At 68.0% G+C, this 24,029-nt stretch carries 25 protein-coding genes, 1 tRNA gene and 1 pseudogene; 18 read left to right on the top strand and 9 right to left on the bottom strand.

The annotated features are described in order from the left end of the window. Positions 1-273 (top strand): annotated as a pseudogene (locus PARJ55_RS0118400) (IS21 family transposase); the annotation flags it as partial. Positions 274-275: 2 nt separating this feature from the next. After that, positions 276-1,235 (top strand): tyrosine-type recombinase/integrase, encoded by a 960-nt coding sequence (locus PARJ55_RS22520; protein WP_051416348.1) that lies wholly within the window; start codon positions 276-278, stop codon positions 1,233-1,235. A gap of 15 nt (positions 1,236-1,250) precedes the next feature. Here the strand turns inward: PARJ55_RS22520 and PARJ55_RS0118390 are convergent. Together PARJ55_RS0118390 and PARJ55_RS0118385 are read right to left on the bottom strand one after the other, a co-directional pair. Next, positions 1,251-1,327, bottom strand: a tRNA-Arg gene (locus PARJ55_RS0118390). A 93-nt stretch (positions 1,328-1,420) separates the two neighbouring features. After that, positions 1,421-2,851 (bottom strand): HAMP domain-containing sensor histidine kinase, encoded by a 1,431-nt coding sequence (locus tag PARJ55_RS0118385; RefSeq protein WP_028714354.1) that lies wholly within the window; start codon positions 2,849-2,851, stop codon positions 1,421-1,423. Between the two features lie 239 nt (positions 2,852-3,090). On the opposite strand from PARJ55_RS0118385, the gene rpmH reads away from it, so the two are divergent. The 10 genes from rpmH (at position 3,091) to PARJ55_RS0118335 (ending at position 11,565) form a co-directional block, all read left to right on the top strand. Next, positions 3,091-3,228, top strand: a complete 138-nt coding sequence (rpmH, locus tag PARJ55_RS0118380) for a 50S ribosomal protein L34 (protein WP_028714353.1) — start codon at positions 3,091-3,093, stop codon at positions 3,226-3,228. 31 nt (positions 3,229-3,259) lie between these two features. Further along, a complete protein-coding gene (rnpA, locus tag PARJ55_RS0118375) occupies positions 3,260-3,700 on the top strand; it encodes a ribonuclease P protein component (RefSeq protein ID WP_036698437.1) in 441 nt (146 codons plus the stop codon). Continuing rightward, positions 3,697-3,936, top strand: coding sequence for a membrane protein insertion efficiency factor YidD (yidD, locus tag PARJ55_RS0118370; RefSeq protein ID WP_028714351.1), 240 nt, complete (start codon positions 3,697-3,699; stop codon positions 3,934-3,936). Before rnpA ends, yidD begins: the two co-directional genes overlap by 4 nt. Before the next feature lie 54 nt (positions 3,937-3,990). Further along, the gene (ttcA, locus tag PARJ55_RS0118365) at positions 3,991-4,890 is read left to right on the top strand and encodes a tRNA 2-thiocytidine(32) synthetase TtcA (RefSeq protein ID WP_051416349.1); all 900 of its coding nucleotides are present in this window, start codon (positions 3,991-3,993) and stop codon (positions 4,888-4,890) included. A 60-nt stretch (positions 4,891-4,950) separates the two neighbouring features. Beyond that, entirely contained in the window at positions 4,951-6,231 is a 1,281-nt protein-coding gene (locus tag PARJ55_RS0118360) for an EAL domain-containing protein (RefSeq protein ID WP_028714349.1), read from the top strand. Between the two features lie 419 nt (positions 6,232-6,650). Continuing rightward, positions 6,651-8,573: a membrane protein insertase YidC gene (gene yidC, locus PARJ55_RS0118355; protein ID WP_028714348.1), complete on the top strand. Its 1,923-nt coding sequence runs from the start codon at positions 6,651-6,653 to the stop codon at positions 8,571-8,573. Then, the gene (locus PARJ55_RS0118350) at positions 8,570-9,328 is read left to right on the top strand and encodes an MOSC domain-containing protein (RefSeq protein WP_028714347.1); all 759 of its coding nucleotides are present in this window, start codon (positions 8,570-8,572) and stop codon (positions 9,326-9,328) included. The genes yidC and PARJ55_RS0118350 overlap by 4 nt, the downstream gene beginning before the upstream one ends. Continuing rightward, on the top strand, positions 9,325-9,975 hold the full coding sequence (gene yihA, locus PARJ55_RS0118345; protein ID WP_028714346.1) for a ribosome biogenesis GTP-binding protein YihA/YsxC: 651 nt from the start codon (positions 9,325-9,327) through the stop codon (positions 9,973-9,975). Before PARJ55_RS0118350 ends, yihA begins: the two co-directional genes overlap by 4 nt. 61 nt (positions 9,976-10,036) lie before the next feature. After that, entirely contained in the window at positions 10,037-10,936 is a 900-nt protein-coding gene (gene argB / locus PARJ55_RS0118340) for an acetylglutamate kinase (RefSeq protein ID WP_028714345.1), read from the top strand. A 110-nt stretch (positions 10,937-11,046) separates the two neighbouring features. Next, complete coding sequence (locus tag PARJ55_RS0118335; RefSeq protein ID WP_028714344.1) at positions 11,047-11,565, top strand: histidine phosphatase family protein; 519 nt, start codon at positions 11,047-11,049, stop codon at positions 11,563-11,565. A gap of 14 nt (positions 11,566-11,579) precedes the next feature. Here the strand turns inward: PARJ55_RS0118335 and PARJ55_RS0118330 are convergent, their stop codons facing one another. Further along, positions 11,580-12,551, bottom strand: coding sequence for a 1-phosphofructokinase family hexose kinase (locus PARJ55_RS0118330; protein ID WP_028714343.1), 972 nt, complete (start codon positions 12,549-12,551; stop codon positions 11,580-11,582). Next, complete coding sequence (locus tag PARJ55_RS0118325) at positions 12,551-12,958, bottom strand: metallopeptidase family protein (RefSeq protein ID WP_028714342.1); 408 nt, start codon at positions 12,956-12,958, stop codon at positions 12,551-12,553. Before PARJ55_RS0118325 ends, PARJ55_RS0118330 begins: the two co-directional genes overlap by 1 nt. A gap of 76 nt (positions 12,959-13,034) precedes the next feature. Between PARJ55_RS0118325 and gltX the strand changes: the two genes are divergently transcribed. After that, the gene (gltX, locus tag PARJ55_RS0118320; protein ID WP_028714341.1) at positions 13,035-14,360 is read left to right on the top strand and encodes a glutamate--tRNA ligase; all 1,326 of its coding nucleotides are present in this window, start codon (positions 13,035-13,037) and stop codon (positions 14,358-14,360) included. A gap of 827 nt (positions 14,361-15,187) precedes the next feature. Then, the gene (gene tig / locus PARJ55_RS0118315; protein WP_028714340.1) at positions 15,188-16,522 is read left to right on the top strand and encodes a trigger factor; all 1,335 of its coding nucleotides are present in this window, start codon (positions 15,188-15,190) and stop codon (positions 16,520-16,522) included. A 204-nt stretch (positions 16,523-16,726) separates the two neighbouring features. Here tig and PARJ55_RS0118310 read toward each other — a convergent pair whose 3' ends face one another. The 4 genes from PARJ55_RS0118310 to rpsF form a co-directional block, all read right to left on the bottom strand. Continuing rightward, a complete protein-coding gene (locus PARJ55_RS0118310; protein ID WP_028714339.1) occupies positions 16,727-17,551 on the bottom strand; it encodes a hypothetical protein in 825 nt (274 codons plus the stop codon). 158 nt (positions 17,552-17,709) lie between these two features. Beyond that, positions 17,710-18,294 carry a 50S ribosomal protein L9 gene (rplI, locus tag PARJ55_RS0118305; protein ID WP_028714338.1) on the bottom strand — a complete coding sequence of 195 codons (585 nt, stop codon included), beginning with the start codon at positions 18,292-18,294 and terminating at the stop codon, positions 17,710-17,712. Positions 18,295-18,306: 12 nt separating this feature from the next. Further along, positions 18,307-18,534 (bottom strand): 30S ribosomal protein S18, encoded by a 228-nt coding sequence (rpsR, locus tag PARJ55_RS0118300; protein ID WP_011747229.1) that lies wholly within the window; start codon positions 18,532-18,534, stop codon positions 18,307-18,309. 18 nt (positions 18,535-18,552) lie between these two features. Then, positions 18,553-18,948 (bottom strand): 30S ribosomal protein S6, encoded by a 396-nt coding sequence (gene rpsF, locus PARJ55_RS0118295; RefSeq protein WP_028714337.1) that lies wholly within the window; start codon positions 18,946-18,948, stop codon positions 18,553-18,555. 286 nt (positions 18,949-19,234) lie between these two features. On the opposite strand from rpsF, the gene PARJ55_RS0118290 reads away from it, so the two are divergent. Next, positions 19,235-19,816 carry a YceI family protein gene (locus PARJ55_RS0118290; protein ID WP_028714336.1) on the top strand — a complete coding sequence of 194 codons (582 nt, stop codon included), beginning with the start codon at positions 19,235-19,237 and terminating at the stop codon, positions 19,814-19,816. Positions 19,817-19,886: 70 nt separating this feature from the next. Here PARJ55_RS0118290 and PARJ55_RS0118285 read toward each other — a convergent pair whose 3' ends face one another. Then, entirely contained in the window at positions 19,887-20,966 is a 1,080-nt protein-coding gene (locus PARJ55_RS0118285) for a cytochrome-c peroxidase (protein ID WP_028714335.1), read from the bottom strand. A gap of 137 nt (positions 20,967-21,103) precedes the next feature. On the opposite strand from PARJ55_RS0118285, the gene prfA reads away from it, so the two are divergent. From prfA to PARJ55_RS0118270, 3 genes are all read left to right on the top strand, one after another. Continuing rightward, complete coding sequence (gene prfA, locus PARJ55_RS0118280) at positions 21,104-22,159, top strand: peptide chain release factor 1 (RefSeq protein WP_028714334.1); 1,056 nt, start codon at positions 21,104-21,106, stop codon at positions 22,157-22,159. A gap of 4 nt (positions 22,160-22,163) precedes the next feature. Continuing rightward, a complete protein-coding gene (prmC, locus tag PARJ55_RS0118275) occupies positions 22,164-22,991 on the top strand; it encodes a peptide chain release factor N(5)-glutamine methyltransferase (RefSeq protein ID WP_028714333.1) in 828 nt (275 codons plus the stop codon). 246 nt (positions 22,992-23,237) lie between these two features. Then, positions 23,238-24,029, top strand: coding sequence for a DUF4167 domain-containing protein (locus tag PARJ55_RS0118270; protein WP_028714332.1), 792 nt, complete (start codon positions 23,238-23,240; stop codon positions 24,027-24,029).

Raw genomic sequence — 24,029 nt, 5'->3', positions numbered from 1 at the left:
TTTGCGTTCTTCGGCGCGGTTCCCCAGTCTGTGCTCTACGACAACGACCGCTGCCTTGTGGCGAAGATCCTGCCCGACGGCACCCGCAAGCGGGCGGAGCTGTTCAGCGGCTTCCTGTCGCATTACCTGATCCGGGATCGCTATGGCCGCCCGGGCAAGGGAAACGACAAGGGNAATGTCGAGGGTCTGGTGGGCTATTCGCGGCGTAACTTCATGGTGCCGATGCCGGAGTTCGCGAGCTGGGAAGCGTTCAACCTCTGGCTGGAGGAGCAAATGTGAACGCCATCATTCGCGAGTACCTCCAAAGTTATGCGTTCGAGCGTAAGGCCGCGAGCACGAAGAGAGAGTATAAAAGGATGTTGCTGGCGCTGGGAGAGAAATTCGGAACGCTACCCCTTCGGGCGCTCGCGAGCCCGCGAGTATCCGGCGTGTTCTTGGACTATCAGGAAGAAATAGCCCGCACGCGACCACGCGAGGCGGACAATCGACTTTCTGTTTTGTCCACCGTCTTCAGCCGGGCTAAGCGTAAGGGAAAGATCAGAAGCAATCCATTACACGATTTCGAGCGCCTTTATTCCGGCGACAGATCAGAGAAGATCTGGACAGCTGACGACATCACCACCTTTATGGCCGATGCTCCTGTGGAGTTGCAGGTCGCATTGATTCTAGCGTTGCATACCGGGCAACGCTACGGTGACCTCATCCGGCTGGAATGGTCGCAGTATTCTGGCACGACCATCCTATTGCGCCAGCGGAAAACCAACGCCTTGGTCCCGATCCATGTCTCGCAGAACTTGCGGCGGACGCTGGATGGAATGCCACGGCTAGGCAGGAACATCCTGACCCGCGCGGATGGGCGCCCGTGGTTTACTGATGCCAACGATAAGGCCTTGAGCAAGGCATGGTCCGCCCACATGATCGTCTGCGGGCTGCGTCCCCAGAACTATGCAGCGTTGACGCAGCAGGAAAAGTCTCAGTTCCTGCGTTTCAATGACCTGCGAGGCACAGCGGTCACCTTGCTGGCCGAGGCCGGCTGCGAGGTGCCCCAGATCGCGTCGATCACCGGGCACACGCTGCAATCGGCGACTCGCATTCTTGAGAAATACTTGGCGATGACGCCCGCGCTTTCGAGGGCCGCGATTCAGGCATTCGAGAGCAGCCCGGCCACCGCCTTTGCAAACCAGTTGCAAACCGGCCCCCAGAAGAAGGAGCAGAGCGATGAAGAAACACAATGATGTCTGGATGTTATATGGCGGACCCGGAGCGATTCGAACGCCCGACCCCCAGATTCGTAGTCTGGTGCTCTATCCAGCTGAGCTACGGGTCCGCTGTGAGGCGGTGATTTAGTGTGCGGGCCGGGGGGGCGCAAGGCCAAAAATGACCTTCGGCAAAATCTTTTCCTGAAATCGCCGTGAGCAGCCTATCCCGCCGCGGCTTCCGCCCGCTGCGCAAGCCCGGCCAGCTCGCGCGGCAGGTGCAGGATGAACTGCGTGCCCTCCGCATCGCTGCGCAGCAGCTCCAGCCGGCCGCCATGGCTGCGCACCAGATCCGCCGCAATGGCCAGGCCAAGCCCCGTGCCGCCCTTGCGCGAGCCGCCCGAAAAGGGCTGGAACAGGAAGTCCCGCGCCTTCTGCGGCAGGCCGGGGCCGGTGTCGCCGATGCGGATCCACCATTCCTGCTCGTCCTCGCCGGCGCCGATCTCGATGGTGCCCGGCTGGCGCGTCGCCTCGATCGCCTGGCGCGCATTGCGCACCAGGTTCGACAGCACCCGGAACAGCTGGTCGCGGTCGGCACGAATCGTCAGGCTGGGCGGAATGTCGGTCAGGAACTCGATGGGCTCGGCCCCGTCCAGCCGGTCCGCCGCCATCGCCTCGCCCTCGGTCACCTCGGTCACCAGCGTCGAGAGGTTGAAGCGCGACAGCGCCGGGGCCGGTTCCTCGGCCTTGCCGAAGGCCAGCGTGGTCTCGCACAGGTTCACCGCCCGGCTGATCGAGTTCACCAGCTTCGGCGCAGCGCGGCGCACGGCGGGATCGGCGCTGGTTTCCAGCCGGTCGGCGAAGATCTGCGCCGTGGTCAGGATGTTGCGCAGGTCGTGGCTGATGCGGGCCACCGCTTGGCCCAGCTGCGCCAGCCGCGCCTGCTGCTTCAGCGCCGAGGTCACGGTGCGCTGCATGGCGGCGAGCGCCGTCTCGGCCTCGTTCAACTCGGCTAGCCGCGCGTTCGGGGTGATGATCGAGCGCGCGTCCTCCGGCGCGCCGGCATAGGCGGTCATGTGGCTGATGACCCGCCGGATCGGCACCAGCAGCAGCCTCTGCGCCGCCACGTTCAGCAGGATGGCGGTCAGGATCGAGAAGGCGGCCGAGATCAGCAGCAGCCGCAGCCCGTAATCGATCATCTCGGTGCGCAGCCGCTGGGTGTCGGTGGTGATCTCGATCAGCTGGCCGGCCTGGTTCACCGGCGCGCCGATCACCCGGATCACCTGGTTTCGCGGATCGAGAAGCTGCGCCATGGCATCGCGGATCGAGGTCCAGAACGGCTGCTCGCGCAGGTCGTAGGTGGCCGAGATCGGCCCTGGAATCGGCGAGGACAGCACCAGTTGCCGCACGTCGTTGCGCCGCAGCACGACGTTGAAGACGCCGGCATTCTCCAGAAGCTCGGATTCCAGGTCCGAGGCCAGCGATTCGTCGGTCGCCAGCAGCGCAAGGCTGGCGATCTGCGCGCGCTCTAGCCGCGATTCCAGGAAATCCAGCCGGTAGTTCGCGATCGAGGGCAGCAGGATCAGCAACTCGGCCAGAAGCACGAACATGCCCGTGAGCAGGGCGAATCGGCCGGATAAGGTATTCAGGGACATGGTAGGCTTTGCAATTCCCTCGGGTCTCGGCGCCGCTGCTTCACATAGTGGCTGTCCTTACGCAGTTCAAACCTGCGTGACATGGTCCCGGTTCCCCGGAACCTGCGGCGCCGGCGAAATCCGTGCAATGTGGTTGACTTGGGCGGCGGGCCCGACTATCCAGCGGGCCTCGAATGACCGGCGCGTCTTGCGTGGGCCGATGGCCCATACCCTGGCACGCCCTGACCCGGAGTTGAAAGATGTCGAAACGCACCTACCAGCCGTCGAACCTGGTTCGCGCCCGCCGCCACGGCTTCCGCGCGCGCATGGCGACCAAGGGCGGCCGCCGCGTGCTCAACGCCCGCCGCGCCAAGGGCCGCAAGACCCTCAGCGCCTAAGCCCTGCGCCGCAGGGCGTGGGCTTGCCGTGATGGACAGCACCCCCGAAGCTGCCGCCTCTGACCGTTCCGTCGCTGACCCGACGCCGGACAGGGCGGCTTCTGCCGTTTCGGAGGCGGGTGCGGGGGGCGGGCTGGAAACCCTGCGCAAGCGGGCGGATTTCCTGCGTGCGGCTTCGGCCCGGCGGCAGGGCATGCCCGGATTTCTGCTGCAGGCCCGCCGGCGTCCCGAGGGCGAGGCGGGGCAGGCGATCCGGGTCGGCTTCACCTGTTCCAGGAAGATCGGCAATGCCGTGGTCCGCAACCGTGCCAAGCGCCGGCTGCGCGCCTTGGCGCGCGAGGTCATGCCGGCCGCCGCTCGGCCCGGCTGGGATTACGTGCTGGTCGGGCGGCCGGGCACCACGGTCAGCCGCGATTTCGCCGAGCTGCGCGCCGATCTTGCCGCCGCGCTGGCGCGGGTGCACGGGAAATGAGCCCGCTGGCGCATCTGCTGGCGCTGCCGGTGCGCGGCTATCGGCTGATCGCCAGCCCCTGGGTCGGGCATGGCTGCCGCTTCCAGCCCACCTGCTCGGCCTATGCGCTCGAGGCGCTGGAGCGGCATGGCGCGGTCCGGGGCGGCTGGCTGGCGGCGCGGCGCATCTGCCGCTGCCATCCCTGGGGCGGGCATGGCCATGATCCGGTGCCGGGCTCGGAACAGCCGCGGGACTGACGCCGCGGCGCCTTTCATGCTAATCAGGGCGCGCAAGCGCCACGGGGACGAATGATGCGGGACAATATCGCCAGCGAGACCGGGACCTTCGACGCGGCAGAGGAGATCCACCCGCTGTTCCGCGGCGCGCCGGCCTCGACCGAATTCCGCAAGCTGCGCAAGCGGCTGGTGCGCGAGACCCGCGCCGCCATCGAGACCTATGACATGATCCGCCCCGGCGACCGCTGGCTGGTCTGCCTGTCGGGCGGCAAGGACAGCTACACGCTGCTCGCCGTGCTGCACGAGCTGAAATGGCGCGGCCTGCTGCCGGTCGAACTGCTGGCCTGCAATCTCGATCAGGGCCAGCCGGGTTTCCCGGCGACCGTGCTGCCGGAATTCCTGACCGAGCGTCAGGTGCCGCATCGCATCGAATATCAGGACACCTATTCCATCGTGAAGGAGAAGGTGCCCGAGGGCCGGACCTATTGCGCCCTCTGCTCGCGCCTGCGTCGCGGCAACCTCTATCGCATCGCCCGCGAAGAGGGTTGCCAGGCGGTGGTCCTGGGCCATCACCGCGACGACATTCTGGAAACCTTCTTCATGAACCTGTTTCATGGCGGCAGGCTGGCCTCGATGCCGCCGAAGCTGCTGAACGAAGAGGGCGACCTGAACGTGCTGCGCCCCCTGGCCTTCGTGGCCGAGGCCGATTGCGACCGTTTCGCCCGGGCGATGAATTATCCGGTCATCCCCTGCGACCTTTGCGGCAGCCAGGAAGGGCTGCAGCGCATGCAGGTCAAGAAGCTGCTGGACGAATGGGAATCGCGTGCGCCCGGCCGGCGCCAGGTCATGTTCCGGGCGCTGATGAATGTGCGCCCCTCGCATCTGCCGGACCCGAAGCTGTTCGACTTCACGGCACTGATGCCGGATGCCTCGGATTTTAGCGAAAAAGACGTGCCGATCCTGCGCGAACATTAACCGAGCAAAAAGCGTCGCGGGGCTAGGCTGCGATCCGGACAACAAGATTCGGATCTGGGAATGGCATACGGAATCGCGGCGGTTGCGGCACGGCTGGCAAGGCTGGTCAGGAACAGGGAGGCGGCGCGGGGCGGGGCACGGCTTGCGCTGGTGCTGCGGGTCGAGAATGTCGAGATGCTGCGCGCCAGCATCGGCCCGGCCATGCTGGAACAGATGCTGGACAGGCTGCTGCGGCGGCTGGTGGCGGATCTGCGCCTGCTGCCGCAGTCGCGCAGTCCCGGCTCGGCCGAGATTCAGGGCATTCTTGGCATTTTGCGCCAGCAGGCGGTGCCGGGACTGCTGGCGCGGCTCCAGACCATCTGCTCGGCCGGCGTTGACCTGCCCGACCTGCGCATCTGCCCGGTGGTGAATGCGGTGATCGTCAGCGACGAATCGGGCCGGCAGGATGCGGCGGCGCTTTATGCCCATGGCCGCGCGGCCTTGCAGGGGTGCAGCCCGTTTTCGGCCGCCGGACAGCTGCGTTTTGTCGAGATGCTTCCCCAAGCTGGGCCGGTGGCGCTGCCCGCGCTTGCGCCCGACCGGATCGGGCTGCTCTTCCAGCCGCAGATCTGCTGCGACACCGGCGCGGTGCTGGCGCTGCGGGTTCTGCCGCGGATTCGGATGGACGATCAGGACAGCTGCGATCTGGCCGAACTGCAGCCGCGCCTGGACGACGAAACCCTGGGGCTGGTCACCGCGCAGGTGCTGCGCCAGGCTTTTGCCGCCCTGCGGGTCTGGGACAGGATGGGGGCGCGGGTGCCGCTGCTGTCGTTGCCGCTGTCGGATCGCGCGCTGGCCGATCCGGCCACCGCCGACGCGATCCTGTGGGAGCTGGACCGCCAGGACCTGCCGCCCGAGCGGCTCGAGGTCGAGGTGACCGAGCCGGTCGGCCGCCACGGCGGCCGTCTGCCGGTCGGCGCCAGCCTCCAGCGCCTGGGCACCGCGGGCTGTGCGGTGGCCCTGGGCGAATTCGGCACCGGCAGCGCCGGGCTGGACGACCTGCGCCGCTTTGGCATGCGCCGGGTGCGGATCGGCCGCAACTTCATCGCCGGCTGCGACCGGCGCGCCGACCAGCAGCGCATGATCCTGGCCATTCTGGCCCTGGCCGAGCACCTGGGCCTGGCAACCCTGGCCGACGGCGTCGCGACTCAGGAAGAGCAGGCGTTTCTGGCGCAGATCGGCTTCAACGGCGTGCAGGGGCTGGCGGTGGCGCCGCCGCTCGAGCCCGCGGCGGTCGATGACTTCCTGCTGGCGCACGGCCATTCCCTGCCCGCGCCCTTCGACCTGCGCCGCAAGGCGTGAATAGGCTTGCCGATTGCCTTGCGGCTCTCGGCCAGGGTCCTGACGCACAGCGCCCGCGGGGACGGCCGCTTGACCGGGGCAGGTGCGATCATGGCCTGACCCCTGCGCCTGGCCCCTGCGCCGCGCCCGCCCGCTTCCGCATCACCGGGTGCCGGCTTGCGAATGCGGGCGGACGGGCACCGGGCCCAAGCCCGCGCGGCGGCGGCTTGCAGGGCACGGGCGGCCTTCTCCGGCATGGACCTCGGGCCTGCGTCCGGGCGACAGCTGCCGGGCCCGCCCGTTGCCGGGCTGGCCGATGTCGCGGGACCGAGGTGGCGGCGGCGCCGGTTTTCCGGCAAATTCCCTTGACCTTTGCCGGTCGCTTCTGTTGAAGCGGCCCGAACCCTCAGACTGGGGTGACGACGAAGGGCTGGTCCGGAATGCAAGACAACAACCGCAATCTCATCCTGGCGATGGTGCTTTCGGCCCTCGTCATGCTTGTCTGGTCGATTTTCTTCGCCCCCGAGCCGGTGCCCCCCGCCCAGGATACCACGCCGACCAGCACCCAGGGCGCCACCACGCCCGAAACCGGCTCGCCCGCGACGCCGGGCGCGGTGCCGCAGGGCGCGGCGCCGGAGCTTGAGGCGGCGACCGCGACCAGCGACGATCCTTCGGCCGGTGCCGGGCGGGTGCGGATCGACTCTCCCTCGCTGGCCGGCACGATCTCGCTGGCGGGCGGCCGCATCGACGACCTCGAGCTGACCGGCTATCGCGAGACGCTCGATCCGCAATCCCCCTCTGTTCGCCTGCTGTCGCCCACCGCGCAAACCACCGTGCAGGCCGAAGGCAGCCCGGTGGCTCCGGGCGGCGCGGCGCAGCTTGCGGTGCAGAAGCCCTATTACGCGGTCTATGGCTGGATGCCCGCCGCCGGCACCGATCCGGCGCTGGTTCCCGGCCCGGCCACGGTGTGGGAGGTCGAATCCGGCGCGACGCTCGCCCCCGGCCAGCCGGTGACGCTGCGCTGGGACAACGGCGCCGGCCAGGTCTTCCGCCGCACCTACGAGCTTGACGACAAGTTCCTGTTCACCGTGACCCAGACGCTGGAGAATACCGGGACCGCACCCTTCTCGGCCGCGCCCTACGGCATTCTGGCCCGGCACGGCAGGCCCGACACCCAGAACTTCTTCGTGCTGCACGAGGGCGCGGTCGGCATGACCGACGGCAAGCTTCTGGAAGAGAAATACAAGGACATGGCCAAGCTCGACCCCATGGCGGGCGAGGGGCCGGCCCAGCTGATCGAGGTGCAGGAAAACGGCTGGATCGGCTTTACCGACAAATACTGGATGACCACGCTGGCGCCTGCCCCCGGCCAGTCCTTCACCGCGGTGGTGAAATACGCCCCCGGCGCCGACATCTACCAGGCCGAGACGCGGATGCCGGTGCAGACCGTCGCCCCGGGCGCGACCGGGACCTCGTCCAGCTATCTCTTCGCCGGCGCCAAGGTCTGGGAGGTCATCAACGGCTATCAGGAAAATCCCGGCATCGACCGCTTCGTCGATTCCATCGACTGGGGCTGGTTCTATTTCCTGACCAAGCCGATCTTCCGCCTGCTGCACTGGCTGCATGGCATGATCGGCAACATGGGCTGGGCGATCATCGCGCTGACCTTCGTGCTGAAGCTGCTGGTCTTCCCGCTGGCGCGCAAATCCTACATCTCGATGGCCAAGATGAAGGAGCTGCAGCCCGAGATGGAGGCCATCAAGCAGCGCACCGGCGACGACCGGATGAAGTTCCAGAAAGAGGTGATGGAGCTCTACAAGCGCGAAAAGGTGAACCCCGCCGCGGGCTGCCTGCCGGTGCTGCTGCAGATCCCGATCTTCTTCGCGCTCTACAAGGTGATCTTCGTCACCATCGAGCTGCGGCACGCGCCCTGGATCGGCTGGATCCGCGACCTTGCCGCGCCGGACCCGTCCAGCCTGTGGAACCTGTTCGGCCTCTTGCCCTGGGCGGCGCCGGGCCAGGGCAGCTTCCTGCACAGCTTCACCCTGCCGGTGCTGGCGATCCTCCTGGGCATCTCGATGTGGATGCAGCAGAAGCTGAACCCGGCCCCCACCGATCCGGCGCAGAAGATGATCTTCGCCTGGATGCCCTGGGTGTTCATGTTCATGCTGGGGGGCTTCGCCTCGGGCCTGGTGCTTTACTGGATCACCAACAACACCATCACCATCATCCAGCAATATACGATCATGTCGATGCACGGCCACCGGCCCGACTTCTTCGGCAACATCCGCTCCAGCCTGCCCTCACGCGCCAAGACCGAGGCCAAGGCCGGCGAAAAGGGCGGGGACAAGGGCGGAAAATGACCGCCTGCATCGCCCGGATCCGCCGGCACCCGATCAAGGCGATCGGCGGCGAGGACCTGCGCCGCACCCGTCTGGCCGCGGCGCGGCGCCTGCCCGGCGACCGCATCTGGGCGCTGCTGACCGAGGGCGGCGAGCGTCACGCCGGGGCGGAGCCGCAACGCTGGCTGCCCAAGTCCTGCTTCCTGCGCGGCGCGGCCTCGGCCGGGCTGCAGGCGGTGCAGGGCGGCTGGGGCGAGGGCGCGGAGGAGGGGCGGATCCGCCTGACCCATCCCGGCCTGCCCGATCTGGACTTCGACCCCGAGACCGAGGGCGCGCGGCTGGTGGACTGGGTCCGCCCGCTCTGGTCCGAGGGGAAGCCCGCGCCCACCCGCCTGGTGCGCGGGCCGACCGGCTGGACCGATGTCAACCAGCCCTGGGTCTCGATCCTGTCGCTGTCGAGCCTGGCGGATCTGGAATCCCGGCTGGGAATGGCTTTGGGCGTCGAACGCTGGCGCGGCAATCTCTGGCTGGAGGGCTGGGCGCCCTATGCCGAACGCGATCTGATCGGCCATGTCCTGACCGTGGGGGATGTCGAACTGCGGGTGACCGAGGCCATCGGCCGCTGCCCGGCGACCAGCGCCGATCCCTCGACCGGCCGCATCGACATCGACATGCCCGAGGCGCTGGAGGCGCAGTTCGGCCATCGCGATTTCGGCATCTATGCCGAGGTGGTGACCGGCGGCGAGATTGCGCTGGGTGACGAGGTGCGGGCATGAAGGTCGCCTTTCCCGTCGCCCCCGAGCCCGATCCCGACACCGCCGAGGCGGCACGCAAGCTGTTCGCCGGCCCGGTCGATTTCCTCAAGGGCGTGGTCGCCATGGATGGGCTGCCGCCCGCCGACCGGCCCGAGGTCTGCTTCGCCGGCCGCTCGAATGTCGGAAAATCCAGCCTTATCAACGCCCTGACCGGCCGGAATGGGCTCGCGCGCGCCTCGAATACCCCGGGCCGCACGCAGGAGATCAATTATTTCACCCTGGGCGAGCAAGCCTATCTGGTCGATCTGCCGGGCTATGGCTTCGCCAAGGCGCCGGTGGCGGTGGTGGCGAAATGGCAGGCGCTGCTGAAGAACTATCTCGCCGGCCGGCCGACGCTGCGCCGCGCCTTCACGCTGATCGATTCGCGCCATGGCGTGAAGGACGTCGATCACGAGATCATGAAGCTGCTCGACCGCTCTGCCGTGCCCTTCCAGGTGGTGCTGACCAAGGGCGACAAGATCGGCAGAGAGGCGATGGAGGCCACCGTCGCGCAGGTGCAGGAGGCGCTGCAGAAGCATCCCGCCGCCTATCCCGAGCTTGTGATCACAAGCTCGGACAAGGGCCAGGGCATCGCCACGCTGCGCGCCATCATCGCCGGTCTGGACTGATCGGCGCCCGCGTCCTAGGATCGGGCGCGACGAACAGGGGCCTTCGATGAGAAAGCAGAAGATGAACCGTGACTGGATCGCCACCGCCCGCACTCTGTCCGAGGCCCTGCCTTACATGCAGCGCTATTCCGGCGCCGTGGTGGTGGTGAAGTTCGGCGGCAATGCCATGGGCGACGACGAGGCGATGGCCGAATTCGCCCGCGACATCGTGCTGATGAAGCAGGTCGGCATCCATCCGGTCGTCTGCCATGGCGGCGGCCCGATGATCAACGACCTGCTGGGCAAGCTGGGCATCGAAAGCCGTTTCGTGCGCGGCAAGCGCGTCACCACCCGCGAGACGGTCGAGGTGGTCGAGATGGTGCTGTCCGGCCTGGTCAACAAGCGGATCGTGCAGGCGATCAACGACGCCGGCGGCCGCGCGGTCGGCATTTCCGGCAAGGACGACGACCTGATGGTCTGCGAGCCGGACGACCCGGAGCTGGGCTTCGTCGGCCGCCCGGTCGAGATGAACGTGCAGATCATCCGCGACCTCTACAATGCCGGGCTGATCCCGGTCATCGCCCCGGTGGCGACGGGCATGGAGGATAACGAGACCTTCAACGTCAACGGCGACACCGCCGCCGGTGCGATTGCCGGCGCGCTCCGGGCCGACCGGCTGCTGCTGCTGACCGATGTCTCGGGCGTCAAGGACGCTTCGGGCGAGGTGGTAACGGCGATGCATCCCGACCAGGTGCGGGCGATGATCGCCGACGGCACCATCGCCGGCGGCATGATCCCCAAGACCGAGACGGCGCTGAAGGCGCTGGAGGAGGGCGTGCGCGCCGTGGTGATCCTGGACGGGCGGGTGCCGAATGCCTGCCTGCTGGAGCTGTTCACCGAACATGGCGCCGGCTCGCTGATCCGCTCGACCGAGCCGCGGGTCAAGCCGCGCGGGTTGCGCCAGGGCGACAGCGGGCTGTAGGACCCCGGGCGGGCGGGGGCGAAGACAGGGCTTGCCCGCGCGGCGGAAGCTGTGGCAGGCTCCTCGGACCCGCTGCCCAATCTTAACCGTATGGCCGAAAAGGCAATTCGATGACCCCTCTCGGACACTGCCGTCTGATCCTGACCCGTCATGCCAAATCGTCCTGGGACGATCCGGCGCAACCGGATCACGACCGCCCGCTGAACGCCCGCGGCCGCCGCTCGGCGCGCGAGCTGGGCGACTGGCTGGCCAGCCGGGGCTACGAGCCCGAGGAAGTGCTGTGCTCGACCGCCGAGCGCACGCGTGAGACCTGGGCCGGCATCGCCATGGCGCCCCTGGAGGTGCGGCCGCATATCCGTTACGAACCGGGCCTTTACCACGCCGCGCCGGAAAAGATGCTGGAGATCCTGCGCAGCGCCTCGGCGCCGACGGTGATGATGATCGGGCACAATCCCGGCATCGCCGAATTCGCCGCCATGCTGCCGGCGCGCGCGCCGCTCGACCCGGATTTCCGCCGCTATCCGACCGCGGCGACGCTGGTGGTCGATTTCCAGATCGACGACTGGTCCGAGCTGGGCCCGGCCCAGGGCAGCGTGCTGGACTTCGTGCGCATGGACGGGCGCGCCTAGGGCCTCGGCCCCATTCAGGCGGCCGTGCCGCCGCGCATCTGCGTCACCACGCGGGCGGCGAACAGCCGCTCGACATCCTCGCCCCGGCAGAGTTCGGTCGCCGGCGTCAGCACCGTGGCCGAGGCGGCGGCCGCCGCCAGCCCCAGCGCGTCGCAGACCGGCCAGCCGCGGGCATGGCCCAGCGTGAAGCCGGCCAGGAAACTGTCGCCTGCGCCCACCTTGCTGACCACCTGCACCCGCGCCGCCTCGGCATGCCAGATGCCCTTGTCGGTCGCGATGATGTTGCCGTCGCGGCCGCGTGCCACGATCACCCCATGCGCGGCGCCCGAGGCGACCAGGCTGGCCGCGAAATCGGCGGTGTCGGCGCGATAGGGCAGGGGCCGGCCGGCGAGTCCCTCGGCCTCCTCGTCGTCCATGCGCAGGATCTCGACCCTTCGGTCGCTGGCGGCGGCGACCTCGGCCAGCGCGGGCCCCGAGGTGTCCACGACCAGCCGTGCGCCGCTGCCGCGCAGCCGCTCGGCCAGCAGGGCGGCAAAGCCCGCCGGCACGCCCGGCGGGTTCGAGCCCGACAGCACCACCAGCGCACCGGGCTCGGCGGCGTCGGCGGCGGCCTCCAGCGCGGCCTCGACATCGGCTTCGGACCATTCCGGGCCGGGCATGACGAAACGGTATTGCTGGCGGATGGTGCGGTCGTCCACGGTCAGGGACTGCCGCGTCTCGCCCGGAGCGGGCAGGGTGACAAGCGGGACGCCGGTTTCCTCCAGCAGCCCGGCGATGCGCTGGCCGGTGGCGCCGCCAAGCGCGACCAGCGCGGTGCTGTCGCCGCCCATGGCGCGGATCGCCCGGCTGACATTGATGCCGCCGCCGCCCGGATCGAAACGCGGCGCCGCGCAGCGCAGCTTGATGTCGGGCACCACGCGTTCGGCGGCGGTGGTGACGTCAAGGGCGGGGTTCAGGGTGATGGTGAGGATCGGCGCCTGCTCCATCATTCCCACCACCGGTCTATGGCGGCGATATCGTCGTCGGACCAACCGAAATGATGGGCGAATTCATGGACCACGACATGCGCGACCAGCGCGCCCAGCGTGACGTCGCCGCGCGAGGCCCATTCGTCCAGGATGGCGCGGCGGAACAGCCAGACCGTGTCGGGGAAATGCTGCGGCTCGCTGGCGGATTTCTCGGTCATCGGCACGCCGTCGTAAAGCCCGGTCAGTTCCAGCGGGTCGTCGATCTGCAGCTCGTCGAGGAATTCCTCGCTGGCGAAATCCTCGATGCGCAGCACGACCTGCGCGGCGGGTCCGGCGAATTCCGGCGGCAGCCCGGCGATGGCCTCGCGCGCCAGTTCCTCGATCATGGCCGCGTCGGGGGCCTCGGCGTCTTTCCAGTCAAGCATCGGCTAACCTCGTCTTTGGTCCCGATATGGACAAAAACCGCCGTTTGTGAAAGAGCGAAGCCGACAGGAGACACCCATGACCACCACCCGTTTCGCCCCTTCGCCCACCGGCCACATCCATGTCGGCAACCTGCGCACGGCGCTGATGAACTATCTGATCGCGCGCAAGGCGGGCGGCACCTTCATCCTCCGGCTGGACGATACCGACCGCGAGCGGTCGAAGCAGGAATATGCCGACGGCATCCAGCGCGACCTGGAATGGCTGGGTCTGCAATGGGACCGGATCGAGCGGCAGTCGGACCGCCTGGACCGCTATACCGAGGCGGCGCAGGGCCTGCGCCAGGCCGGCCGGCTCTACGAGGTGTTCGAGACCCCGACCGAGCTGGACCTGAAGCGCAAGAAGCAGCTCAACATGGGCAAGCCGCCGGTCTATGACCGCGCCGGGCTGAAGCTTTCGGCCGGGGACAAGGACCGGCTGCGCGCCGAGGGCCGCGACGGCTACTGGCGCTTCCTGCTGGACCAGGAGCGGATCGAGTGGCGGGACGGCATCCTGGGCGAGATTTCCATCGACGCGGCCTCGGTCTCGGACCCGGTGCTGATCCGCGCCGACGGTCAGGTGCTTTACACCTTCGCGAGTTCGGTCGATGACGCAGAGATGGGCGTGACCCATATCGTGCGCGGCGCCGACCATGTGACCAATACCGCGACGCAGATCCAGATCATCCGCGCGCTGGGGTCCGAGCCGCCGGCCTTTGCCCATCACAGCCTGCTGACCGGCGCGCAGGGCGAGGAGCTGTCGAAGCGCCTCGGCACGCTGTCCATCAAGGACCTGCGCGAAAGCGGCGTGGCGCCCGAGGCGCTGCTGTCGCTGATGGCGCGGCTGGGCTCGTCGCAGCCGGTCGAACTGAGGATGTCGCTGGACGAGTTGGCCGAAGGGTTCGAGTTGAGCCAGTTCGGCGCCTCGCCCACCAAGTTCGACGCCGAGGACCTCTGGCCGCTGACGCGCGAAGCCAACCAGGCGCGTCCCTTCGCCGAGGTCAGGGATCGCATCGCCGCGCTTGGCGTGCCGGACGAGCTGGCCGAGCGGTTCTGGCGCGTCGCTTCGCAGAACATCACCAGGCTGGACGATCTGGCCGGCTGGTGGGAGATCTTCTCGAACGGCGCCGAGCCGCAGGTCGATCCCGAGGATGCCGATTTCATCGCCGAGGCGATGAAGCTCTTGCCGCCGCCGCCCTATACCGACGCGACCTGGGGCGAGTTCACCAATGCGGTGAAGGCGGCGACCGGCCGCAAGGGCAAGGGCCTGTTCATGCCGCTGCGCAAGGCCCTGACCGGCCAGGCGCATGGCCCGGACATGTCGGAGGTGATGCCGCTGCTGCAGGTGGTGCGGGCGCGCGGCTGAAGCACGCCGGCGCATCGTCGCGAAAAGGCCGTCCCTGGGGCGGCCTTTGTCATTCCGGGACGGTCATGCGGCGCAAGCCGTGGACCGGATTTGCATGTTTTGCCTGAACGCGGTTGCGGGCGGCGGAATCGCCACAGGCGAACCGGGTCAAAGCCCGCCAAGCCGCCCTGCAACCATGGCATGAGGAAATCCGACGCAGTTTCGCGGATTCATGGCCGGGCGGACGCAGGAACGCGCGTCCGCCCGGTCAGGTCTGAACAGAGGACCAAAGCACCGCTTACCAAGGTTAACAAACAACCGCTTACACAACGATGCCTGTATGCCCCGCCCGCGCGGAGAAGGGAATATATCCTTAAGTTAGATATTATTTACTGACCTAATAATGGCAGCCTGTTGATTTCCCGAGCGGTGCAACCATAGGCTGCGGAAACCGCGTTCCGGCGGATTGCCGCCTGCCGAAAGTGACGCAACGTCAGCCCGTTTGGACGGCTCAAGTCTGGCGCGCGAGACCGAATTGATCAATTCCACCATGAGGCGAGCGACCATGCCCCCGGTCCATGCCCTCGGTCCTCGGCGCCGTCCCGGGTCGGTGCGGAAGGCGCGGCGGCGGTGCGGCCTTGCCGCAATGCCGGGCCGCCGTGGTGCGGATTTCATTTGCCCGCCGCACCGGCAAAGACCCGGCGAATCCAGCCTTCGTCCTTGCTATGCGGGGCGAAATCCCATAGCTAGCGCGCTGAAACAGGCGGCGGCGCCGGACGGCAGGTCCGGGCGCCGATGGGGCCGCGCGGCCTCGACCCGCGCGATGGTTCGTGAATGAAGGAAGACAAATGCAGGTCAAGGAAACCCAGAACGAAGGGCTGAAGCGGGGCTATGAATTCACCCTGCCCGCGGCCGATCTGGCGGCGCAGGTGGATGCGAAGCTGAAAGAGGCCCAGCCCGAGATCGAGATGAAGGGCTTCCGCAAGGGCAAGGTGCCGATGGCGCTGCTGAAGAAGCAGTTCGGCCAGCGCGTCATGGGCGATGCCATGCAGGAGGCCATCGACAAGGCGCTGCGCGATCACCTGGAGAAATCCGGCGACCGCCCCGCCGTGCAGCCGAAGATCGAGATGGTCAACGGCGAGACCTGGAAAGAGGGCGACGATGTCGTCGTCACCGTGAATTACGAGGCCCTGCCGGCCATCCCCGAGGCCGACCTGTCGGGCGTCGAGCTTGAGCGGCTGGTGGTCGAGGCCAGCGAGGAGCAGGTGAACGAGGCGCTGGAGAACCTGGCCAAGAATGCCCAGTCCTTCGAGGACCGCAAGAAGGGCAGCAAGGCCAAGGAAGGCGATCAGATCGTGATCGACTTCAAGGGCATGGTCGATGGCGAGGCCTTCGAGGGTGGCACCGCCGAGGACTATCCGCTGGTGCTGGGCTCGAAAAGCTTCATCCCCGGGTTCGAGGACCAGCTGGTCGGCGCCAAGGCCGGCGACGAGATCAAGGTCGAGGTGAAGTTCCCCGAGGATTACGGCCATCCGGCCCTGGCCGGCAAGGACGCGGTCTTCGAGACCACCGTCAAGGCGGTGAAGGCGCCGAAGCCCGCCGAGCTTGACGACGAGCTGGCGAAGAAATTCGGGGCCGAGAGCCTTGAGGCGCTGAAGGGCCAGATCCGCGAGCGGCTGGAGGCGGAATACAAGGGCGCCTCGCGTCAGGTGCTGAAGCGGGCGCTGCTGGACAAGCTGGACGCTCTGGTCCAGTTCGACCTGCCCGAATCGCTGGTCGAGGCCGAGGCGCATCAGATCGCGCATCAGCTCTGGCACGAGGATCACCCGGAAGAGCATGGCCATGACCATGGCGAGATCGAACCGACGGACGAGCACAAGAAGCTTGCCGAGCGCCGCGTCCGCCTGGGCCTGCTGCTGGCCGAGATCGGCCAGAAGGCCGAGATCACCGTCTCGGATCAGGAAATGACCCAGGCCGTGCTGCGCCAGGCCCGCCAGTTCCCGGGCCAGGAGCGCGCCTTCTTCGAGTTCATCCAGCAGAATCCGCAGGCCCAGCAGCAGCTGCGCGCGCCGATCTTCGAGGACAAGGTCGTGGACCATATCGTCGAGGGCGCCAAGGTTTCGGAAAAGCCGGTGACCAAGGAAGAGCTGGAAAAGGCCATCGAGGCGCTGGATCAAGCCTGATCCCTCGCTTTGACTGCCACGAGAAAGGCCGTCCCCTCGGGGGCGGCCTTTTGCTTTCAGGCCGGCGGCCGCATGGAAGGTCCGCAAGGCTTCGCCCGCCGCCGTGGCCGACGGACGAAGCGGCGGCGGCAAGAGCTCCGCGGGTGGGCAAGCGGCACCGCCGGGGCATTCGAGTATTTGGAAAACGGAGAAATGACTGTCGGATCAGAGCCGATGCAGGCGCGGGTCGTGATCGGCGGGACCGCCGGGATCGGGGCCTTCCATCGGGTCGTGCAGCAGCGGATCGTCGCGCAGGTCCGGCATATGCGTGCCATGGCGGTCATCGGCGCGGTCCTCGCGATGCGCGTCGCGGCGGGCGCGCGGCGTGCTGCGGGGCTGCGGCGCTGCCGGCTTGCGGTCGATGATCTCGCGCACGAGGGTGGCGGCATCGCCGAATTCCCGCATGATGGTTCCGGCCTGCCCCGCCACGGTGCGGAAACCGGTTAGGGCGGCGGTCAGCGCCTGCATGACGTTCTCGACCCCATGGGACAGGCTGGCGGTATTCGCCTCGACCTCCTGCAGCAGGCCCTGGCGCGGCGCGCGACGGGCCGGGCGGGCCGGGCGGCCGGGCTGTGCCTCGGCGCGGATGCGGTCGGGGCGGCTGGCGGCGGGGGGCTCGCGCATGTCGCGCCCGGACGCGGCGTAGCGGGGGGGCAGGCTGTCCCGCGGGGCGGCCGGACGGCGGGGGTCCCCGTCCTTCTCCGAGACCAGGTCGATCAGATGCCGGGCGGCGATCACGGTGCCGGCGGTCAGCGCCGCCGCAACAAGGCCGGTGCCGCCCCAGACCAGCCATTTCGCGCCGCGCGAAGGATGCGGCCAGGGATGGCTGCCATCGGGGGAGACATCGCCATGCGGCGGGATGCGGCGCGATTCCATCGGCCCCGACGGGCGGCGATGGCCCTCGGGCACCGGGCGCGGGCCGAAGCGGGTCTGGCTGGTCTCGTCGGCCTCGGTATGGGTGATGGGCGGCGGGTCGTCCTGGTGGCGCATTCCGGAAAATCCTCTGGCGGCAGGGTGCTTTGCGGTTCAACCCCGCAAGCCGGGGAATGTTCCGCAAGCCGCGCGCCGCGGGCAAGAGGCGTTGCCGTCCGGGCATGAAAAAACGCGCCGGATCGCGGCGCGTTTTTCCTGTTCCGGCGAAGGCGCTATCAGTTCGCGGCTTCGTCCTCGTCGCGGCCGGCCGAGCCGATGTCGTCGAAGAGTTCGGCGATCTCGAATTCCGCGGCGGCTTCCTCTTCGGCGGCCAGTTCCTGGATCGACTTGCCCGAAGCCTGCAGTTCGGCCTCTTCGGCCGAGCGGGCGACGTTCAGCTTGATGGTCACGTCGACTTCCGGGTGCAGGTGCACGCGGACCTCGTGCAGGCCCAGCTCCTTGATCGGGGCGGTCAGGACGACCTGACGGCGCTCGATCGCGAAGCCTTCGGCATTGGCGACATCCGCGGCGTCACGCGGGGTGACCGAGCCGTAGAGCGCGCCGGCATCCGAAGCCGAGCGGATGATGACGAAGGCCTGGCCGTCGAGCTTCGCGGCGATCTTCTCGGCCTCGGCGCGGCTCTCGTCGTTGCGGGCGGCGAGTTCGGCCTTGCGCTCTTCGAAGGCCTTGACGTTGGCGTCCGAGGCGCGCAGCGCCTTGCCCTGCGGCAAGAGGTAGTTGCGCGCGAAACCGTCCTTGACCTTCACGACCTCGCCCATCTGGCCCAGCTTGGCCACACGTTCCAGCAGGATGACTTGCATGATCGTCTCTCCTTACTTCACGGCATAGGGAAGCAGGGCGAGGAAACGGGCGCGCTTGATGGCGCGCGCGAGTTCACGCTGCTTCTTGGCCGAGACGGCGGTGATGCGCGAGGGCACGATCTTGCCGCGTTCGCTGATATAGCGTTGCAGCAGGCGCGTGTCCTTGTAGTCGATGGCGGGGGCGTTGTCGCCCGAGAAGGGGCAGACCTTGCGGCGGCGGAAGAAGGGTTTGTTGGCCATGATCCTGGTTCCTTTCCCTTAGTTCCGGTCGTCGCGGTCGCGGCGTTCGCGGCGTTCGCCGCGGTCGCCACGATCCCCGCGCTCGCGCTCATCGCGCTTCTGCATCTGGACCGAGGGGCCGTCCTTGTGCTCGTCCACGCGGACGGTCAGCACGCGCATGACGTCGTCATGCAGGCGGGCAAGGCGCTCCATCTCCTGCACGGCGGCCGAGGGGGCGTCCGAACGCAGGAAGGCATAATGGCCCTTGCGGTTCTTGTTGATCTTGTAGGCGAGGGTGCGCACACCCCAGTATTCGTTGTCCACGACCTTGCCGCCATTGTCGGCGATCACGGTCGAGAAATGTTCGATCAGCCCTTCGGCCTGCGTGTTCGACAGGTCCTGACGGGCGATCAGCACATGCTCATAAAGCGGCATGTCTGCACCTTTTTTCGGGGCGCACTTCAACGGCGGGACAGCCCTTCCGCGCCCCGCCACGAGAGGCTGCGCCGGTTTCGCATTTGCGGAAGGATGCGGCCTTATAGCGGCCGTGCCGGGGAATGCAAGGGAAAACCCCGGAAACTCCCTGACAGTCGCCCTGGCGGCGATACAGTTTCCGCGCTGCGGCGAAACACGAAAATGTCAGGAAACTTGTCGGAAACCCTTGTTGATGCTGGGGCATTTTCTGGCAGAACGCGCATGACCTTTTCATCGGGAGTTCAGCATGAAATCCATCCTCGCCCCTGTCGCCGCAATCACGCTGCTTGGCGCCACCGCCGCCATGGCCGAGCCCGTGGTCTATGATTTCGACCCCTCGCACAGCCAGGTGGTTTTCGAATACAACCACATGGGCTTTTCGACCAGCACCGGCATCATCAACGGCGTGACCGGTACGCTGACCCTTGATGCCGAAAACCCGGCGAATTCCAGCGTCGAGGCGAGCATTCCGCTGTCCGGCCTGCGCACCGTCTCGGAAGAGCTGGACAAGCATCTGTTCGGCCCGGATTTCTTCAACACCGACGCGGCCCAGGCGGTCGCGACCTTCAAGTCCACCAAGGTCGAGCCCGATGGCGACAAGGAGGCGAAGGTCACCGGCGATCTGACCCTGAACGGGGTGACGAAACAGGTCGTGCTGGATGTCGACCTGAACCAGATCGCCGCCCATCCGATGACCGGCAAGGAAGCCGCCGGCTTCGACGCCGAGGCCGAGATCAAGCGTTCCGAGTTCAACCTGGGCAAGTTCGCTCCGGCGGTGGAGGACGAGGTCGAGATCAAGATCACCGTAGAGGCCGTCAAGGCCGGCTGAGCCGCCGCGGGATCGCAAGCAAAAGGGGCCCGCCGGGCCCCTTTTTTTCCGTTTTTCCAGCCGCTCGGGCCTACATCGGCGCGGGCAGCGGCGTTTCCTGGGTGCGCACCGGCAGGATCGGATGCTCGATCAGGGGTTGCTCGCCGGTGACGGCGCCGAGGAAGGCGACGATGTCGTCCACCTGCGCCTCGTTCAGCTCGGTGCCCAGCTGCGACGAGGACATGATCTGCACCGCCTCGCGCAGGTCCCAGACCACGCCCGAATGGAAGTAGGGTGCGGTCAGCGCGACGTTGCGCAGCGGCGCGGCGCGGAACACGTATTCGTCGTCAACCGTATTGGTGACCTCGAACCGGCCGGTATCGCCGGCGGGCAGGATCTCGGCGCCAGGCTTGGCGACCAGGCCGAAGGGGTAGTAATCCTGACCGCCCAGGTTGATGCCGTAATGGCAGGCGGTGCAGCCGGTCTCCATGAAGGCCTGCAAGCCGCGCATCTGCTGCTCGCTCATCGCCGAATCGTCACCGGCCAGGAAGCGGTCGAAGGGGCTGTTCGGCGTGATCAGCGTGGCCTCGAACTGCTCGATCGCGGCGGCGAAGTTGTCGAAGTTGACCGGATCGTTCTCGCCCGGGAAGGCATTCTGGAACGCCTCGACATATTCGGGCATCGAGGCGATGGTCTTGACCAGCTCGTCGGGGGTATTGCTCATCTCGACGCTGGCCTGGACCGGTCCCTTCGCCTGCTCGGCCAAGTCGGGCGCGCGGCCGTCCCAGAACTGCGCGGCGTTGAAGATCGCGTTCAGCATGGTGGGCGCGTTGCGCGGTCCCTTCTGCCAGCCGTGCCCGACCGAGGTCGGCAGGCCGTCCACGCCGCCCAGACCGACGTTATGGCAGGTCTGGCACGAGATCAGGCCCGAGCGCGACATGCGCGGATCGAAGAACAGGGCCTTGCCCAGCTCGATCTTTTCCGCCGTCAGGGCGACGCCTTCGGGATTGTCCTCGGTCTGCTTGATGGCTGTCAGTTTTTCCGGAATCGCCTCGAACACGCCCTTGGCTTCTTCGCGCAGGGCGCTGCTGTCGATGGCTGCGGTCTGCGCCATGGCCGGCAGAGCGGACAGGGCGAGACTCGTCGCTGTCAGCAGGGGGACGAGTTTCACGTTATGCCTCCTTCTTGGCTTGGTTCGGCGCGTGTGGGCAGACTTTGCACCCTGGCGGCACGCCGCGCTTTGATCTGGGTCAGATCGCGCCGAGGTTCCGCCTTGCCGGGCGTTGGCGCAACGGCTAATTGCATCAAATGCTTCCGGAAGACCGCCTTACCCAGATCGTCGAGCGTTTCGAATATCTCGAGGCGCGGCTGAATGCCGGCCCCGCAGCCGAGGAGATCGCCGCGATCAGCCGCGAATATGCCGAGCTGAAGCCGGTCGTGGCGCAGATCGCGGAATGGCGCGATGCCGCGGCCGGCATCCGGGAGGCCGAGGCCATGCTCGCCGATCCCGAGATGCGCGAGCTGGCCGAGGACGAGCTGGCCCGGCTGCGCGCCGCGCTGCCCGGGCTGGAACATGCGCTGCGCATCGCGCTTCTGCCGCGCGACGCCGCCGATGCCCGGCCCGCGATCCTGGAGATCCGCCCCGGCACCGGCGGCGAAGAGGCGGCGCTGTTCGCCGGCGACCTGCTCGCCATGTATCGCCGCTTCGCCGAGGCGCAAGGCTGGCAGTTCCAGCTGCTGGAACTGGCCGAATCCGACCTCGGCGGCGTGCGCGAGGCCGTGGCCCGGATCGAGGGCGAGGGCGTATTCGCCAAGCTGAAATACGAATCCGGCGTCCACCGGGTCCAGCGCGTCCCCGAGACGGAATCGGGTGGCCGCATCCACACCAGCGCCGCCACCGTCGCCGTGCTGCCCGAGGCCGAGGAGGTGGATATCGACATCCCCGCCGGCGACATCCGCATCGACACCATGCGTGCCAGCGGCGCCGGCGGCCAGCATGTCAACACCACCGATTCGGCGGTGCGCATCACCCATCTGCCGACCGGGATCGTGGTGACCAGCAGCGAGAAGTCCCAGCATCAGAACCGCGCCAATGCCATGGCGGTGCTGCGCGCCCGCCTCTATGACATCGAACGCTCGCGCGCCGATGCGGAACGCGCCGCCGACCGCAAGTCGCAGGTCGGTTCGGGCGACCGGTCCGAACGCATCCGCACCTACAATTTCCCGCAGGGCCGGATGACCGATCACCGCATCGGGCTGACGCTCTATGCGCTCGACCGCATCATGCAGGGCGATCTGGCCGAGATCGTCGATGCGCTGGCCGCCCATGACCAGGCGGCGCGGCTGGCCGCGCAGGGCGCGTGATTCCATGACCGGGGCCGAGGCGCTGCGGCAGGGTGCCGCCCGACTCGCCGCAGCCGGGGTTCCGGCGGCCGCCGATGATGCCCGGCTGCTGCTGGCCCATGCCCTCGAACTGCCGCGCCGCCACCTGGCTGCCGCGCTGGCCGCGCCCCTGCCGCCCGAGGCGCTGCGACGTTTCGACGCAGCTCTTGCCGCGCGCGCCGCCCGTCAGCCGGTCAGCCAGATCCTCGGCCGCCGCGCCTTCTGGAAGCACGAGTTCCGCGTGACCCGCGACACGCTCGACCCGCGGCCCGAGACCGAGGCGCTGGTCGAGGCGGCGCTGGCCGAGCCCTTCGCCGCGGTGCTGGACCTCGGCACCGGCACCGGCGCGATCCTGATCTCGCTTCTGGCCGAGCGGCCGGGCGCGCGCGGACTGGGCACCGACATCTCGCCTGCCGCCTTGGAGTTGGCGCAGGAAAATGCCGCCAAGCTTGGGGTTTGCGCGGATTTCCTGGAATCGGACTGGTTCGCCTCGGTCAGCGGAGAGTTCGACCTGATCGTCTCGAACCCGCCCTATATCGCGCTGGACGAAATGGCGGATCTGTCCCCCGAGGTCCGGGAATGGGAGCCGCGCAAGGCCCTGACCGACGAGGCGGACGGCCTTTCCGCCTATCGCGCCATTGCCGCCGGCGCGCCTGCGCATCTGTCGCCCGGCGGCCGCCTGCTGGTCGAGATCGGCCCGACCCAGGGCGCCGCCGTGGCCGCGCTGATGCGCGAGGCCGGGCTGACCGAAGCCCGCATCCTGCCCGATCTGGACGGGCGCGACCGGGTCGTGGCCGCCAGAAAGCCGCGCTGATCCGGCAAACTTCCGCGTTTTTCGCGGGATTCGACAAAATTTTCGCTTGTAAGCGACGCTGCGGCGTGTTTATTCGCAATTGTGACGGGGGCGCACCGCCCACGCACGGGTCAGTCACACTCAGATACCCAGCCTTTCACTGGTGACGCGGGAGCCGGAGCAAAACGCCGCACCTGCGCTGACGCCCGCCTTAGAATGACCCCAACCTCAGCCGGCCTTTGCCGGACATAAACTGACAACAAGCTGATGAGATCATCCAAATCCCGTTCGCGTAACAAGTCGAACCGACAGCGTTCGCTGGGCAATATCGTCAACCGCGTCTTCGATTCCTCGGGTCCCGAGGGCAAGGTGCGCGGCACGCCCCAGCAGATCATCGAGAAATACCTCACTCTCGCCCGCGACGCCCAGCTCTCCAACGACCGCGTGGCGGAGCAGAGCTTCCTTCAGCACGCAGAACACTACACCCGGATGCTGGGCGAGGCGCAGCGCGAGCAGGCCGAGCGCCAGAGCCAGCAGCACCAGAGCCGCGACGACGATTCCGAGACCGGCGGTCAGGCCGCTGCGGCCGAGAACGGCAACGGCCATAACGGCCACCGCCACCATCAGGATCGCCAGGACCGTCAGGATCGTCGCGACCAGGACCGCCAGGACCGGCGCGAGGAACGCCGCGACGACCGTCGCGACGAGCGCCAGCCCGCGCCCCGGGCGGAAGAGCGCCCCGCAGCGGCCCAGCCCGGCCTGCCCCCGGCGATCGCCTCGGACGAGGATGCCGCCGGCCCGGTCGAGACCCCGGAAACTGCCGCTGCGCCTGCCGATGTTCCGGCCGAGCCTGCCGCGGCCCCGGAAGAGCCCGCGGCAACCCCCGGAGAGCCCGCCGCCGAACCGGCCCCGCGCCGTCGCAGCCGCAGCACGACCGCCGCGCCGCGCAGCCGCAAGAAGCCGGCCGAAGAGGGCGGCAAGACCGCGGCCGCGAAATCCTCGGGCCGGGGCGGCGCCAAGGCTGCCAAGAGCCAGCCGGAAGGCGCCTCGGGCGATTGA

This window comes from Paracoccus sp. J55 (assembly GCF_000513975.1).
Lineage (GTDB): Bacteria > Pseudomonadota > Alphaproteobacteria > Rhodobacterales > Rhodobacteraceae > Paracoccus.
Note: the sequence above shows the minus strand (reverse complement) of the source record. Positions and strands in the feature narration are given on the sequence as shown.

Bases quoted from the DNA above. Each gene is read 5' to 3' on its own strand.
- PARJ55_RS0118385 (WP_028714354.1), bottom strand. From the start codon at position 2,851: ATGTCCCTGAATACCTTATCCGGCCGATTCGCCCTGCTCACGGGCATG.
- rpmH (WP_028714353.1), top strand. From the start codon at position 3,091: ATGTCGAAACGCACCTACCAGCCGTCGAACCTGGTTCGCGCCCGCCGC.
- rnpA (WP_036698437.1), top strand. From the start codon at position 3,260: ATGGACAGCACCCCCGAAGCTGCCGCCTCTGACCGTTCCGTCGCTGAC.
- yidD (WP_028714351.1), top strand. From the start codon at position 3,697: ATGAGCCCGCTGGCGCATCTGCTGGCGCTGCCGGTGCGCGGCTATCGG.
- ttcA (WP_051416349.1), top strand. From the start codon at position 3,991: ATGCGGGACAATATCGCCAGCGAGACCGGGACCTTCGACGCGGCAGAG.
- PARJ55_RS0118360 (WP_028714349.1), top strand. From the start codon at position 4,951: ATGGCATACGGAATCGCGGCGGTTGCGGCACGGCTGGCAAGGCTGGTC.
- yidC (WP_028714348.1), top strand. From the start codon at position 6,651: ATGCAAGACAACAACCGCAATCTCATCCTGGCGATGGTGCTTTCGGCC.
- PARJ55_RS0118350 (WP_028714347.1), top strand. From the start codon at position 8,570: ATGACCGCCTGCATCGCCCGGATCCGCCGGCACCCGATCAAGGCGATC.
- yihA (WP_028714346.1), top strand. From the start codon at position 9,325: ATGAAGGTCGCCTTTCCCGTCGCCCCCGAGCCCGATCCCGACACCGCC.
- argB (WP_028714345.1), top strand. From the start codon at position 10,037: ATGAACCGTGACTGGATCGCCACCGCCCGCACTCTGTCCGAGGCCCTG.
- PARJ55_RS0118335 (WP_028714344.1), top strand. From the start codon at position 11,047: ATGACCCCTCTCGGACACTGCCGTCTGATCCTGACCCGTCATGCCAAA.
- PARJ55_RS0118330 (WP_028714343.1), bottom strand. From the start codon at position 12,551: ATGGAGCAGGCGCCGATCCTCACCATCACCCTGAACCCCGCCCTTGAC.
- PARJ55_RS0118325 (WP_028714342.1), bottom strand. From the start codon at position 12,958: ATGCTTGACTGGAAAGACGCCGAGGCCCCCGACGCGGCCATGATCGAG.
- gltX (WP_028714341.1), top strand. From the start codon at position 13,035: ATGACCACCACCCGTTTCGCCCCTTCGCCCACCGGCCACATCCATGTC.
- tig (WP_028714340.1), top strand. From the start codon at position 15,188: ATGCAGGTCAAGGAAACCCAGAACGAAGGGCTGAAGCGGGGCTATGAA.
- PARJ55_RS0118310 (WP_028714339.1), bottom strand. From the start codon at position 17,551: ATGCGCCACCAGGACGACCCGCCGCCCATCACCCATACCGAGGCCGAC.
- rplI (WP_028714338.1), bottom strand. From the start codon at position 18,294: ATGCAAGTCATCCTGCTGGAACGTGTGGCCAAGCTGGGCCAGATGGGC.
- rpsR (WP_011747229.1), bottom strand. From the start codon at position 18,534: ATGGCCAACAAACCCTTCTTCCGCCGCCGCAAGGTCTGCCCCTTCTCG.
- rpsF (WP_028714337.1), bottom strand. From the start codon at position 18,948: ATGCCGCTTTATGAGCATGTGCTGATCGCCCGTCAGGACCTGTCGAAC.
- PARJ55_RS0118290 (WP_028714336.1), top strand. From the start codon at position 19,235: ATGAAATCCATCCTCGCCCCTGTCGCCGCAATCACGCTGCTTGGCGCC.
- prfA (WP_028714334.1), top strand. From the start codon at position 21,104: ATGCTTCCGGAAGACCGCCTTACCCAGATCGTCGAGCGTTTCGAATAT.
- prmC (WP_028714333.1), top strand. From the start codon at position 22,164: ATGACCGGGGCCGAGGCGCTGCGGCAGGGTGCCGCCCGACTCGCCGCA.
- PARJ55_RS0118270 (WP_028714332.1), top strand. From the start codon at position 23,238: ATGAGATCATCCAAATCCCGTTCGCGTAACAAGTCGAACCGACAGCGT.